The sequence below is a fragment of the Micromonospora sp. NPDC023956 genome (assembly GCF_040639195.1).
Classification (GTDB): domain Bacteria; phylum Actinomycetota; class Actinomycetes; order Mycobacteriales; family Micromonosporaceae; genus Micromonospora.
Genome location: NZ_JBEZZN010000004.1, coordinates 242666 through 256143, shown reverse-complemented (window position 1 = coordinate 256143; position 13478 = coordinate 242666). Strand labels below are relative to the sequence as shown.

The following is a 13478-nucleotide window of genomic DNA, read 5'->3' as shown; positions in this document are numbered from 1 at the left end:
CCCGGTCGACGCCTCCGCACCCGACGGCCACGCTCGAGAACCGGTGGGGTCCGGCCGGACGGGAGCCCGACGTCGGCGATCATCCCGGTAGCCTGGCCGTCAGCGACGCGGTGCATCCGGCACCTCCAGCCACCGAGGACGACCATGTCGACCACCCCGCAGACCGTGATCAGCACCGACGCCGACCTGGTCACGTTGATCAACGTGTTCACCGTGGCACCCGGGCGACAGGCCGAACTGGTCACGGCCCTCGACCGCACCACCCGGGCGTTCTTCGCCACCGTGCCGGGGTTCCGGTCGGCCAACGTGCACGCCAGCCGGGACGGCACCCGGGTGGTCAACTACGCCCAGTGGACCAGCGCCGCGCACGTCGAGGCGATGCTCCGGATGCCCGAGGCCCGCCCGTACCTCGCCGAGATCGGCGCGATCGTCGAGCAGAGCGATCCGAAGCTGTACGACCTGCGCACCATCCACCAGCCGGGCACCGTGACCAGTAGTCGGTGACGGTCCGCCGCCACGGACCTGCCGGCACGCTTCCGCATCCACCCACAGCGCACATCGCCCGGCATCCGGGCGGATTGGGCCGCCCGCGCAGCCGGACCGGCGGGTCTGGGTGAAGATGGGGCATGCGGATCCTCATGGCCGGTGCGTCCGGCTTCCTGGGCACCCGGCTGGCCGCCCGGTTCACCGGAACCGGGCACGAGATCGTCCGGCTGGTGCGCCGCCCGCCGCGCGGCCCCGGTGAGGTGCGCTGGGATCCGGGAAGCGCCCAGCTCGACCCGGCGGTGGTCGCCGGGGTCGACGCGGTGGTCAACCTGGCCGGCGCGGGGGTCGGCGACAAACGCTGGAACGACGCCTACCGGGCGCTGATCCGGTCGAGCCGGGTGGAGACCACGAGCACCCTCGCCATCACCATGGCCGGGCTACCCGCTGCGGACCGGCCGGCGGCGCTGCTGAACGCCTCGGCGATCGGCTGGTACGGCAACACCGGCGACCGGATCGTGGAGGAGGACGCGCCGGCCGGCGAGGGGTTCCTCGCCGACGTCGCCCGCGTCTGGGAGGCGGCGACCCGCCCGGCCGAGGACGCCGGGGTACGGGTGGTACGGCTGCGGACCGGCCTGCCGCTGCACCGCGACGGCGGTCTGCTCAAGCCGCAGCTCCTGCCGTTCCGGCTGGGCGTCGGCGGGAAGCTCGGCAACGGACGGCAGTGGTTGCCGTGGATCTCGATGGTCGACTGGCTCGACGCGATGCTCTTCCTGCTCGACCGGGCCGACGTGGCCGGACCGGTGAACGTCGTGGGCCCGAACCCGGTGCGCAACGCGGAGTTCGCCCGGGAACTGGCCCGGCAACTGCACCGGCCAGCGATCATGCCGGTCCCGGCGCTGGCGTTGCGGGTCGCGCTGGGCGGTTTCGCCCAGGAGGCGCTGACCAGCACGCGGGTCCTGCCCGGGGTGCTCTCCGGCGCCGGTTTCCCCTTCCGCCACCCGGACCTGCCGAGCGCCCTGCGCGCCGCGCTGTACGAGTAGCCGCTCCCCCGCCCCTGCCCCGGCCCGCTCCTTCGCGTCGGCAGCGCTGCGGTCCGGCCGCGCGAGCTGCGGGGTGATCGAGGACGGCGGCAACTCGGAGGCACCCCGGCCGCGCGGGCTGCGGTCCGGCCGCGCGGACGCTGGCCGGACACGGCGGCAGGGGCCCCTCCTCGACACGTCACGGTCGGAAGGGACCCCTGCGACCGGCCGGCCACGTGAGCGGGTGCGAACCAGGTGGGGCCGTGGGGCGGTTCAGCAGCCGATCACCCAGTGGTTCGGGCCGGTCTGCTTCAGGGTGCTGCTGGCGAAGGTGTTGTAGAGGCCCATCCGCTGCTGGGAGCCGTTCGCGTAGGCGTACCCACCGGAGTGGTAGGCCCGTCCGGCGGCGACGTGGGTGTAGTTGCTGGCCGTCACGCAGGTGGGGGCGGCGGTCGGCGTCGCGGTGGGGCTGGCGGTGGGGCTGGCCGTCGGGGTGGTGGTCGGTCCCGGGCCGGTGGAACCTCCGTCGAGGCCGAAGTAGAGCGCGTCCCGGTACGCCGAGCAGATGGTGTCCAGGAAGTACGCCGCGGCGGTGCCGCACTGGTCGGCCCCGCTGCCCGGGTCGACCGGGGTGCCGTGGCCCATGCCGGCGACCCGGTAGACCCGTACCCGGTCGTTGCCGTAGGTCTCCAGGGTGGTGCCGCCGGGCAGGTTGGTGGTGTTGGTGGGGGTCTGCGAGACGCCGGCCACGTTGGTCCACTGGTCGCGGGACTCGGTGGCGTTGGCCGTGGCCACCGTGTAGTCGGCGGTACCGTGCCAGATCGCCACCTTCGGCCGGGCGCCGGCGTAGCCGGGGTGGGCGTTGCGGACCAGGGTGCCCCACTCGTCGGGGGTCTTGTTCACGCCCGGGTTCATGCAGGAGAACGCGTTGACCATGCTGGTGGCGCAGCGGTGCGGCACGCCGGCCACGACCGAGCCGCCGGCGAAGACGTCCGGGTACGTGGCGAGCATGGTGGCGGCCATCGCGCCGCCGGCGGAGAGGCCGCTGACGTACACCCGGTTCGCGGCGATGCCGTAGGTGGCCTTCGCGTGGTCGACCATCTGCTTGACGGAGAGCGCCTCGCCCTGCCCCCGGGTCGTGTCGCCGGTCTCGAACCAGTTGAAACAGGAGCTCGAGTTGTTGGCGGACTTCTGCTCGGCCAGGATCAGCGCGAACCGCCACTGGTCGGCGTACTTGCGCCAGCCGGAGTTGGTGAAGTAGCCGGTGGCGTTCTGCGCGCAGCCGTGCAGCAGCACCACGGCGGGAGCGTTGGCGGGCAGGCCGTCCGGCCGGTAGGCGTACATGGCGAGGTTGCCGGGGTTGGAGCCGAAGCCGCTGACCGGGGTCAGGCTGGCGGCCTGTGCGGGTGCGGCGACCACGGCGGCCGCCGTGACGGCGAGGACGGCCCCGGCCAGCACGGCGGCCAACCGGGTGAGGGTGGACGGGGGTCGACGCACGACGGCCTCCAGATGTGAACTGAGTCACTCGAATTGCCGCGACGTTACGCCGACATGACGAGGACGTGACATGGCCGCCGTTCACATATTCACCATCGCCGACGTGTGGCCCTGCGGGGAGTCCACGAGGTTCCGTGTCCGGCCGGTCTGTCACCGGGTGGTTGGTAACGTCCGCTCCGTGCCGACTTCCCCGTCCCTGGTCTCCGGGCCGCCCGCGCCGTCGTCCGCCCCGCCCCGGAGCCGCCGGGCGGACCTGGTGATGGCGTTGGTCGCGCTCGCCCTGGCGGTCTGGGTCACCAGCGGGCTCTGGCGGGACCCGAACGGACGGGCGATCACCGTCAACTCCAGCGACCAGGCCCTCTTCGAGTGGCTGCTGGCCTTCGGCGCGCACGCGCTCACCCACGGCGACAACCCGCTCTTCACGTACCTGCTCAACGTCCCGGACGGGGTCAACCTGGCGGTCAACACCTCGATCACCGTGTACGCGGCGGTGTTCGCGCCGCTGACGTACCTGGTCGGCCCGCCCGCGACGTTCCTGGTGATCCTCACCCTCAACCTGGCCGCCACCGCGCTGGCCTGGTACTGGTTGCTCTCCCGGCACCTGGTCCGCACCCCGCTGGCCGCCGGGGTCGGCGCACTGGTGATCGCCTTCTCCCCCGGCATGGTGTCGCACGCCAACGCCCACCTGAACTGGTCCGCCGGTTGGCTGGTGCCGCTGCTGGTGTGGCGGCTGTTCGCGCTCCGGGAGCCGGGCCGCTGGCTGCGCAACGGGGTGGTCTTCGGGGTACTGGTCGCGGTCGCCTTCTCGATCGCGGCCGAGGGGCTGTTCTTCACCGCCCTCGCCCTCGTCGTGTTCCTCGCCGTCTGGGTGGCGCACCCGGCGAACCGGGCCACCGTACGCGCCGCGCTGCCGGACTTCCTGCGCGGCGTCGCGGTCACCGCCGTGGTCGCCGGGGTGCTGCTGGCGTACCCGCTCTGGCTGCACTTCGCCGGACCGCAGCGGTTCCACGGCACCGGCTTCGACCCGGTGGTCCACTCCGAGGACATGGCGGCGTACCTGGCGTACCCGCGCCGCTCGCTGGCCGGTGAGGCCGGGCTCGGCACCTCGCTGGCCCCGAACCCGACCGAGGAGAACTCGTTCTTCGGCATCCCGCTGCTGCTGCTCGCCCCGGTCTGCTTCGGCTTCCTGTGGCGGCACGCCACCGCCACCCGCCGGGCCACCCTCCTCGCCCTCGGGGTGACCGCGGTGGTGTTCACGGTGCTCTCCTGGGGACCGCAGGCCGTGATCGACGGCGAGCGGACCGGCGTCGCCCTGCCGTTCGAGTGGCTGGGCCGGCTACCGGTGATCAACGCCGCCCTGCCGGCCCGGCTGGCGCTGGTGGTCGCACCCGTGATCGGGCTGCTGCTGGCGTACACCGTCGACCGGCTGCGCACCGACCCGCCCCGGCACCGGTCGACCACGCTGGCCTGGGCGGTCGGGTACGCGGTGGCGCTGCTGCCGCTGCTGCCCGCCCCGCTGCTGACCATCGCGCGGGAGCCGATCCCGGCGTTCGTCACCTCCGGCGCGTGGCGCGAGCACGTCTCCCCCGGCGGGGTGCTGACCCCGATCCCGCTGACCGTGGACGTCACCCCGGACGGGCAGCGCTGGCAGGCGTACGCCCTGGCCCACCGGCAGGGTGAGTTCGCCCTGCCGGCCGGCTTCTTCCTCGGCCCCGGCGGGCCGGACGGCCGGGGCCGGATCGGGCCGGTACCGCGCACCTTCGACTCGTTGATGGACCAGGCCGGGCGGACCGGACGGGTGCCGATCATCACCGACGGGACGCGGGAACTGGTCCGGGAGGATCTGCGGCACTGGCGGGTGGAGGCGGTCGTCCTCCCCGACCGGGTACACGGCGCGAAGTACGACCTCGACGAGGAATCGCTGCGGCGGGCGGCCACCGAGCTGCTCGGCCCGCCGCAGCGGGTGCAGGACGTCTGGCTCTGGACGATCCCGCCGGCCTGACCCGAACTGGACCGCCCACCGGCCCGGGAGAGCGGGTCCGGGAGAACGGCCCGACCGCGCCGGCCCGGGAGAACGGCTCCGGGAGAGCGGCTCGGGGAGAGCGGCTCGGGGAGAGCGGCTCGGGGAGAGCGGGTCGGCCGGGTGAGCCGGCTCACCGGGGTCGGCGGGTCCGGCCGGTACTACGCTGGACGACGTGACCACGACGACGTCCGACCTGACCTCGGTCCACGCCGGCCTTCTCGACTACCAGGCCGCCTGGGACGAGCAGCGCCGGCTGCACGAGGCGGTGGTGGCCGGCGAGAGCCCCGACACCGTGCTGCTGCTGGAGCACCCGAGCGTCTACACCGCCGGCAAGCGCACCGAGCCGTGGGACCGCCCGATGGACGGCACCCCGGTCGTCGACGTGGACCGGGGCGGCAAGATCACCTGGCACGGGCCGGGGCAGCTCGTCGGCTACCCGATCGTGCGGCTGCCCGACCCGGTGGACGTGGTGGCCTACGTCCGCCGCACCGAGCAGCTGCTGATCGACGTGTGCGCCGAGTTCGGGCTGCCCGCCGACCGGGTGGAGGGCCGCAGCGGGGTGTGGGTACCGGCCGACGACCGGGGTCCGGCCCGCAAGGTCGCCGCGATCGGCATCCGGGTCTCCCGGGGCGTCACCCAGCACGGCTTCTCGCTCAACTGCGACTGCGACCTGACGCACTTCGACCGGATCGTGCCCTGCGGCATCCGGGATGCCGGCGTCACCTCGCTCAGCGCGGAGCTGGGCCGTCCGGTCACCGTGGCCGACGCGCTGCCGGTGGTCGAACGGCACCTGGCCACCCTGCTCGCCTGAACCCGTCGTCCGACCCGCACGCCCTCCGACCCGCACGGCTTCGGCGCGCACGGCTTCGGCGATCTGGCGGTGTCCGACGAGCCGGACACCGCCAGATCGGCGTAACGCAGACCGACCGCCGCAGACCGACCGACCCGGGCCGACCGACGCGGGCCGGGCCGACCGACGCGACCCGGACCGACCGACGCGACCCGGACCGACCGACGCGGGCCGACCCGGGCCGGGCGGGTTACGGGGTCAGGCGGTGCAGGTCGCGCGGGAAGGCGGTCACCTCGCGCACGTTGGCCGCGCCGACCAGGCGGGCGACCAGGCGTTCCAGGCCGATGGCGAAGCCGCCGTGCGGTGGCATGCCGTGCCGGAACGCGTCCAGGTAGCCGGCGTACGGCCCGGCCGGCTCGCCCCGGGCGGCCAGCGCCGCCAGGTAGTCGTCGTGCCGGTGCAGCCGCTGTCCGCCGGTGACCAGCTCCACCCCCCGGAACAGCAGGTCGAACCCGTTGGAGTAGCCCGGACGCGCCGGGTCGGGGTGGGTGTAGAAGGGGCGTTTCGCCATCGGGTAGCCGGTGACGAAGAGGAAGTCGCAGCCGTGCTCACGCCGGGCCCACTCGCCCAGGGCCCGTTCGTGTGCCGGGGCGAGGTCGGGTTCGTCGGCCGGAGCGCCCGCGATGGCCAGCGCCTCGGTGAAGTGCACGGCGGGGATCTCCGCCGGCACCTCCGGAACGGTCGCGTCGAGCAGTCGCAACGCCGGCCCGGCCCGGTCGGCGACGGTGGCGAGGAGCCCGGCGAGGGTGTCCCGGAGCACGGCCATGACGTCCCGGTGGTCGGTCACGAAGCCCACCTCGACGTCGAGTGAGGTGTACTGCGCCAGGTGGCGGGTGGTGTCGTGCGGCTCGGCCCGGAACACCGGGCCGACCTCGTAGACCCGTTCCAGGACGCCGACCAGGAGCTGCTTGTAGAACTGCGGCGACTGGGCCAGGTACGCCGGCCGCCCGAAGTAGTCCAGGGCGAAGACGTTCGCCCCGCTCTCCGTGGACGAGCCGACGATCTTCGGAGTGTGGATCTCCACGAAGCCCCGGGCGTCCAGGGTGGCCCGGAACCCGGCGACCGCCGCCGCCGAGACGCGCAGCGCCGCCGACCGGCGCGGGTGCCGCAGCGCCACCGGGGCGAGGTCGAGCTGGGTGGGCAGGCTCGCGGTCAGGGTCGGCCGGAACAGGTCGAAGCCCGGCGGTACGGCCGGCGGGCCGAGTGGTCGTACCGCCGGGTCGGTCAGCTCGACCCCGCCGGGGGCGGCCGGGTTCGCGGTGACCGTGCCGACCACCTCGATGACCGTCTCCTCGGTCGACGCCTCGACGACCGCGCGGACGGCCGGGTCGGTGACCACCACCTGAGCGGTTCCGGTGGCGTCCCGGACGATCAGGAAGGCCACCGACTTGAGCAGCCGGCGGCGGTGGATCCAGCCGGCGATCCGGACGATCGTGCCGACGTGGGTGGGAAGCTGGGCGGAAAGGATGCGTTGCATCTGGTGACCTCCTTGATCAATCGCAACGCGATCCCCAGGGAGGTGTGGGCGAGCGGGAGCCTCGCGGTGCCACCACACCTTCGCTCCCGCCGCGGCGGGAGCCTCGTTGGTCGCCTTTTCACCGGGGCCAGCCGGGCGGGGTCTACTGGGCGCGGGGCGTCCCGCCGCCGTTCTTCCCGCAGCTCGGGAGGGTCTTCACGCACCGTCGCCAGACCGCCTCGCAGCACTTCGGCGGCTCTCTGCACTGGCTCGGCGGGGCGCTACTCGGCTCCGTCGTCGCTCGGGTGGCACGCTACCGGTCGCCGCCCCGGAACCGACAGCGTTTTCCGGCCGGACCCGGGTGAGTGGACTCACGTACCCGGGGGCGTGACGCCGGTCGCCCGAAGTGCATCGACAGGTACCAGCGGGCGTAGGCTCGATCGCGTGACCATCGAGCAGTCCGCGCCGACCACCGCCCAGGCTCCGCGCTCCGCCACCGTCGCCCCGGAGGGGCGGCGCCTGCTGCGGATCGAGGCACGCAACGCGGAGACGCCGATCGAGCGCAAGCCCCCGTGGATCAAGGTCAAGGCCAAGATGGGGCCGGAGTACACGTCGCTGCGGGGGCTGGTCTCCCGGGAGGGGCTGCACACCGTCTGCCAGGAGGCCGGCTGCCCGAACATCTACGAGTGCTGGGAGGACCGGGAGGCGACCTTCCTCATCGGTGGTGACCAGTGCACCCGGCGCTGCGACTTCTGCCAGATCGACACCGGCAAGCCGGCCGAGTTCGACGCCGACGAGCCGCGCCGGGTCGCCGAGTCGGTGGCCGCGATGGGGCTGCGCTACGCGACCGTCACCGGTGTCGCCCGGGACGACCTGCCCGACGGTGGCGCGTGGCTCTACGCCGAGACGGTCCGCCAGATCCACGCTCTCCAGGCCGGCTGCGGCGTCGAGCTGCTGATCCCGGACTTCAACGCGGTGCCGGCCCAGCTCGCCGAGGTCTTCGGATCGGGGCCGGAGGTGCTCGCGCACAACGTGGAGACGGTGCCCCGGATCTTCAAGCGGATCCGGCCGGCGTTCCGCTACGAGCGTTCCCTGGACGTGATCCGGCAGGCGCGGGCCGCCGGCCTGGTCACCAAGAGCAACCTGATCCTCGGTATGGGCGAGGAGCGCGCCGAGGTCACCCAGGCGCTGCGCGACCTGCACGAGTCGGGCTGCGAGCTGATCACCATCACCCAGTACCTCCGTCCCACCCCGCGCCACCACCCGGTCGAGCGCTGGGTCAAGCCGGAGGAGTTCGTCGAGCTGCGCGCGGAGGCCGAGGAGATCGGGTTCGCCGGGGTGATGAGCGGGCCGCTGGTGCGCTCGTCGTACCGGGCGGGGCGGCTCTACCGGCAGGCCCTGGAGGCCCGCGCGGCCAGCCCGGTGGGCTGAGGCGCACCCCGGATCATCCCTTCACCGTGTCCATTCGGACACGCTCCGCTACGGCGTGCTAGATTCCGCGCGTCCCGCCCGCGGCCGTACCGTCCCACCCTTCGATTTGACGGTTGCCGACGTACGTCGAAGGTGATGAATTTATCTCATGGCCACGCCGCCGCACACCGTCGTCATCGGAGCCGGTCCCGCCGGTCTCACCGCCGCCTACGAGCTGACCCGGCGCAACGCGCCGGTGGAGGTGTTCGAGGCCGACGACGTGGTGGGTGGGATCAGTCGCACCGTGGAGCGCGACGGCTGGCGGTTCGACATCGGCGGGCACCGGTTCTTCACCAAGGTGGCCCGGGTCGAGGAGTTCTGGCACGAGGTCCTGCCGGACAGCGACTTCCTGCTGCGCCCCCGGATGAGCCGGATCCACTACCGGGGCCGGCTCTTCGACTACCCGCTGCGCGCCGGCAACGCGCTGGGCAACCTGGGCGTGGTCGAGGCGGTGCGCTGCGTCGGGTCGTACGTCTGGACCCGGGTCCGGCCGCCGAAGGACCAGAACCACTTCGAGGGGTGGGTCTCCGCCCGGTTCGGCACCCGGTTGTACCGGATGTTCTTCAAGACCTACACCGAGAAGGTCTGGGGGATGCCGGCCACCGAGTTGCAGGCCGACTGGGCCGCCCAGCGGATCAGGAACCTCTCGCTGGCCGGGGCGGTGCGCAACGCGCTGCTGCCCAGGCGCAACCAGAAGGACATCACCAGCCTGATCGAGGAGTTCCAGTACCCGAAGTACGGGCCGGGGATGATGTGGGAACGCTGCGCCGAGCTGGTGGCCAAGGCCGGCGGGACGGTCACCCTGAACAGCTGGGCGCGGACGGTGCACCGGTCCGACGGGCGGGCGGTCGCGGTGACCGTCGCCGACCCGGACGGGCAGCGCCGGATCGAGGTCGACCACGTCGTCTCCAGCATGCCGATCTCCGACCTGGTGCGGGCGATGGACCCGCCGGCCCCGGAGCCGGTGCGGGCCGCCGCCGACGCGCTGCGCCACCGGGACTTCCTCACCGTGGCGCTGGTGGTGCCGGCCGCCGCCGGCTTCCCGGACAACTGGATCTACGTACACACCCCGGGGGTACGGGTCGGCCGGATCCAGAACTTCGGCTCCTGGTCGCCGTACCTGGTCCAGGACGGGTCGACCTGCCTGGGACTGGAGTACTTCGTCAACGAGGGCGACGACCTGTGGACGTCGACCGACGAGGATCTCGTCGCGTTCGGCACCGCCGAGCTGGAGCGGCTCGGCCTGGTTCCGCCGGGCGCGGTCCGCACCGGGTACGTGGTCCGGATGCCGAAGGCGTACCCGATCTACGACGAGGGGTACGAGCAGGCCGTCGACACGATCCGCCGGTGGCTGGCCGAGGCGGTGCCGAACGTGCACCCGGTCGGCCGCAACGGCATGCACCGCTACAACAACCAGGACCACTCGATGCTCACCGCGATGCTCACCGCGGAGAACATCCTCGACGACGCCGGCCACGACATCTGGGCGGTCAACGTCGAGGAGGAGTACCACGAGGAGGGTGCGGCCGGCAGCCCCGACACGGGCCGGCACGGCACCGGCCGGGCCGCGCCGGTGTTCCCCCGCCGCGCCGTCGACTGAGCCGTCCGTCGCGGGCTGCCGGCCGTGGTGATCGGCTGGTACGGCGACCACTACACTTTGCGCCATGGCGAAGCCCCAGGAGAAGGTCTCGTTCGGCCAGCGGCTGAAGCAGATCGGGATGGTGTTCAAGTTCACCGCCAAGCAGGACCGGTGGTTCGCCCCGCTGGTCGCCGGCGCGGTGCTGATCCCGCTCGCGCTGACCGTGGTCGCGGTGCTGAACTGGGGTTGGCTCTGGCTGCCGCTGGGCATCCTGTTCACCCTGCTCGCCGTGCTGATCGTGCTCAACCTGCGGTCCAACCGGGCGATGATGAACGCCGCCGAGGGGCAGCCCGGCGCGGCGGCCTCGATCATGGAGAACATGCGCGGTGACTGGCGGGTCACCCCGGCGGTCAGCTCCACCACCCAGATGGACATGGTGCACCTGGTGATCGGCCGTCCGGGCGTGATCCTGCTCGCCGAGGGCCACCCGCAGCGGGTGCGCGGCCTGCTCGGCCAGGAGAAGCGCCGGCTGGCCAAGGTGATCGGCACCGCGCCGCTCTACGACTACCTGATCGGCAACGAAGAGGGCGAGCTGCCGATCCGCAAGCTGCGCATGACGCTGATGCGACTGCCCCGCAACCTCAGCGGCAAGGACGTCAACTCGCTGGACAAACGGCTCAAGGCGCTCACCGCCCGGCCGCAGCTGCCGAAGGGCGCCATCCCCAAGAACATGCGCCCCAGCAAGGGCCAGTTCCGCCAGTCGCGCGGTCGCTGACCGCTCCGCCCCCGCCATCGAGGGCCTGTCGCCCGGGTCGGCCGACCCGGCGGCGGGCCCTCGCGTCGTACCGGGACGATGCTGGCGTCGCCGCTGCCGCGCCGAGGAGCGCGGAGGTGTCCGGACCGGGGACCAGGGAGCTGTCCGGGCCGGCGGGGCACCCCGGCGGGCGGGACGGTCAGGAGGGGGCGGGCCCGGGACGCGGGGCCGGAACGATCACGGAACCGGCCAGCCGGTCGTGCAGGCCCCGGCGCTTGTCGTCCATGACCAGGGCCGGCACGACCAGGGCGAGCAGCAGACCGCGCAGCAGCGCGCGGCCGACGCCGATCCGGCCGCCGTCGGCCCAGGACAGGCACCGGATCCGGGTGATGTACATGCCCGGGGTCTGGGCGAAGAGGCCGAGGAAGATGCCGTACTCGACGACCAGCACCAGCACCGGGGCCCAGCCGTCGGTCAGCGGGTCCGCGAAGAAGTTCGACACCAGCAGGCAGAGCACCCAGTCGACCACCAGCGCGCCGAAGCGGCGACCCAGGCTGGGCGGGGTGAAAGCGGGATCGGTGGCGGGGGGCACCGGGCGATGGGACATGCTCACAGCAGCCAAGGCTAGTCGGGGCGGAAACCCCGACGACGGGGACGTCGATCGGCGTTACCGGACGGCCGGGGCGGGTATCGTCCGAACGGGGACCAGGGACGGCTCGACGGCGCGCCGTGACGACCCTCACCGGCACGAAAGAGCAGCCCGAGCGGGTCGTAACACGGCAGAAACAGCAAGGACATGGCCGAGCAACCCCCCGGCCATAGCGTCGCCAAGCAGCCAGCCACCCGTGGACGTGCCAGGAGGACGTGTGTTCGCCAATCCCGAGGAACTCCTGCGATACCTGAAGAACGAGGACGTCAAGTTCGTCGACGTACGGTTCTGTGACCTGCCCGGCGTGATGCAGCACTTCAACATGCCGGTCGAGTCCGTCGACGACGCCCTCCTCACCGAGGGCCTCGCCTTCGACGGGTCCTCGATCCGCGGCTTCCAGGCGATCCACGAGTCGGACATGCTCCTGCTCCCCGACGTCGCCTCCGCCTTCATCGACCCCTTCCGCGCGCAGAAGACCCTCGCGCTGAACTTCTTCATCCACGACCCGTTCACCCGTGAGGCGTACTCCCGGGACCCGCGCAACGTGGCGAAGAAGGCCGAGGCGTACCTCGCGGCCAGCGGCATCGCCGACACGGCGTACTTCGGCGCCGAGGCCGAGTTCTACATCTTCGACTCGATCCGGCACGAGACCTCCGCGCACCAGTCGTTCTACTACATCGACTCGATCGAGGGCGCGTGGAACAGCGGCCGTGAGGAGGCCGGTGGCAACCGCGGCTACAAGACCCCGTACAAGGGCGGCTACTTCCCGGTCCCGCCGGTCGACCACTACGCCGACCTGCGCGACAGCATCGTGCGCCGGCTCGTCGACACCGGCTTCACCGTCGAGCGCTCGCACCACGAGGTTGGCACCGCCGGTCAGTCCGAGATCAACTACCGGTTCTCCACCCTGCTGCACGCCGCCGACCAGCTCCAGCTCTTCAAGTACATCGTGAAGAACGAGGCCTGGGCCAACGGCAAGACCGCGACCTTCATGCCGAAGCCGATCTTCGGCGACAACGGCTCGGGCATGCACACCCACCAGAGCCTCTGGCTCAACGGCGAGCCGCTGTTCCACGACGAGACCGGCTACGCCGGGCTGTCCGACACCGCCCGCTGGTACATCGGTGGCCTGCTGCACCACGCCCCGTCGCTGCTCGCCTTCACCAACCCGACGGTCAACTCCTACCGCCGCCTGGTGCCGGGCTTCGAGGCGCCGGTCAACCTGGTCTACTCCCAGCGCAACCGCTCCGCCTGCACCCGCATCCCGGTCACCGGCAACAACCCCAAGGCCAAGCGGGTCGAGTTCCGCGTTCCGGACCCGTCGGCCAACGTCTACCTCGCCTTCTCGGCGATGATGATGGCCGGCCTGGACGGCATCAAGAGCAAGATCGAGCCGCCGGCCCCGATCGACAAGGACCTCTACGACCTCCCGCCGGAGGAGTGGGGCGACGTCAAGCAGGTCCCGGGCTCGCTGTCCGAGGTGCTCGACGCGCTCGAGGCCGACCACGACTACCTGCTCGACGGCGGGGTCTTCACCCCCGACCTGATCTCCACCTGGGTGGAGTGGAAGCGGGCCAACGAGGTCGACCCGGTGCGCCTGCGCCCGACCCCGCACGAGTTCGCGATGTACTTCGACTGCTGACGAGGTCGACAGGCACCATGGCAGCCCCCGGGAGCGTGCTCCCGGGGGCTGTC

At 72.4% G+C, this 13478-nt stretch carries 11 protein-coding genes; 8 read left to right on the top strand and 3 right to left on the bottom strand.

The features are described from left to right. Positions 1 to 144: 144 nt before the first annotated feature. Together AB0F58_RS10775 and AB0F58_RS10770 are read left to right on the top strand one after the other, a co-directional pair. Positions 145 to 504 (top strand): antibiotic biosynthesis monooxygenase family protein, encoded by a 360-nt coding sequence (locus tag AB0F58_RS10775; protein WP_357141083.1) that lies wholly within the window; start codon positions 145 to 147, stop codon positions 502 to 504. A 122-nt stretch (positions 505 to 626) separates the two neighbouring features. Then, positions 627 to 1526 (top strand): TIGR01777 family oxidoreductase, encoded by a 900-nt coding sequence (locus AB0F58_RS10770; protein ID WP_357141080.1) that lies wholly within the window; start codon positions 627 to 629, stop codon positions 1524 to 1526. 252 nt (positions 1527 to 1778) lie between these two features. Here the strand turns inward: AB0F58_RS10770 and AB0F58_RS10765 are convergent, their stop codons facing one another. Continuing rightward, positions 1779 to 3002 carry a PHB depolymerase family esterase gene (locus AB0F58_RS10765; RefSeq protein ID WP_357141077.1) on the bottom strand — a complete coding sequence of 408 codons (1224 nt, stop codon included), beginning with the start codon at positions 3000 to 3002 and terminating at the stop codon, positions 1779 to 1781. A 178-nt stretch (positions 3003 to 3180) separates the two neighbouring features. Between AB0F58_RS10765 and AB0F58_RS10760 the strand changes: the two genes are divergently transcribed. Both AB0F58_RS10760 and lipB read left to right on the top strand, forming a co-directional pair. Continuing rightward, a complete protein-coding gene (locus AB0F58_RS10760) occupies positions 3181 to 5004 on the top strand; it encodes a DUF2079 domain-containing protein (protein WP_357141075.1) in 1824 nt (607 codons plus the stop codon). A 193-nt stretch (positions 5005 to 5197) separates the two neighbouring features. Then, complete coding sequence (lipB, locus tag AB0F58_RS10755; protein WP_357141072.1) at positions 5198 to 5836, top strand: lipoyl(octanoyl) transferase LipB; 639 nt, start codon at positions 5198 to 5200, stop codon at positions 5834 to 5836. Positions 5837 to 6065: 229 nt separating this feature from the next. Here lipB and aspS read toward each other — a convergent pair whose 3' ends face one another. After that, positions 6066 to 7352, bottom strand: a complete 1287-nt coding sequence (aspS, locus tag AB0F58_RS10750) for an aspartate--tRNA(Asn) ligase (RefSeq protein ID WP_357141069.1) — start codon at positions 7350 to 7352, stop codon at positions 6066 to 6068. Positions 7353 to 7775: 423 nt separating this feature from the next. Between aspS and lipA the strand changes: the two genes are divergently transcribed. From lipA to AB0F58_RS10735, 3 genes are all read left to right on the top strand, one after another. Continuing rightward, positions 7776 to 8762 carry a lipoyl synthase gene (gene lipA / locus AB0F58_RS10745; RefSeq protein ID WP_357141066.1) on the top strand — a complete coding sequence of 329 codons (987 nt, stop codon included), beginning with the start codon at positions 7776 to 7778 and terminating at the stop codon, positions 8760 to 8762. Positions 8763 to 8910: 148 nt separating this feature from the next. Then, positions 8911 to 10401, top strand: a complete 1491-nt coding sequence (locus AB0F58_RS10740; protein ID WP_357141063.1) for an NAD(P)/FAD-dependent oxidoreductase — start codon at positions 8911 to 8913, stop codon at positions 10399 to 10401. A gap of 64 nt (positions 10402 to 10465) precedes the next feature. Then, entirely contained in the window at positions 10466 to 11155 is a 690-nt protein-coding gene (locus AB0F58_RS10735; RefSeq protein WP_357141060.1) for a DUF4191 domain-containing protein, read from the top strand. 178 nt (positions 11156 to 11333) lie between these two features. Here the strand turns inward: AB0F58_RS10735 and AB0F58_RS10730 are convergent, their stop codons facing one another. After that, a complete protein-coding gene (locus AB0F58_RS10730) occupies positions 11334 to 11741 on the bottom strand; it encodes an RDD family protein (RefSeq protein ID WP_357141813.1) in 408 nt (135 codons plus the stop codon). Between the two features lie 259 nt (positions 11742 to 12000). On the opposite strand from AB0F58_RS10730, the gene glnA reads away from it, so the two are divergent. Beyond that, positions 12001 to 13425, top strand: coding sequence for a type I glutamate--ammonia ligase (gene glnA / locus AB0F58_RS10725; protein WP_357141057.1), 1425 nt, complete (start codon positions 12001 to 12003; stop codon positions 13423 to 13425). The last annotated feature ends 53 nt before the right edge of the window (positions 13426 to 13478 follow it).

Excerpts from the sequence above, each read along its gene's own strand:
- AB0F58_RS10775 (WP_357141083.1), top strand. The coding sequence starts at position 145 with ATGTCGACCACCCCGCAGACCGTGATCAGCACCGACGCCGACCTGGTC.
- AB0F58_RS10770 (WP_357141080.1), top strand. The coding sequence starts at position 627 with ATGCGGATCCTCATGGCCGGTGCGTCCGGCTTCCTGGGCACCCGGCTG.
- aspS (WP_357141069.1), bottom strand. The coding sequence starts at position 7,352 with ATGCAACGCATCCTTTCCGCCCAGCTTCCCACCCACGTCGGCACGATC.
- AB0F58_RS10740 (WP_357141063.1), top strand. The coding sequence starts at position 8,911 with ATGGCCACGCCGCCGCACACCGTCGTCATCGGAGCCGGTCCCGCCGGT.
- AB0F58_RS10735 (WP_357141060.1), top strand. The coding sequence starts at position 10,466 with ATGGCGAAGCCCCAGGAGAAGGTCTCGTTCGGCCAGCGGCTGAAGCAG.
- AB0F58_RS10730 (WP_357141813.1), bottom strand. The coding sequence starts at position 11,741 with ATGTCCCATCGCCCGGTGCCCCCCGCCACCGATCCCGCTTTCACCCCG.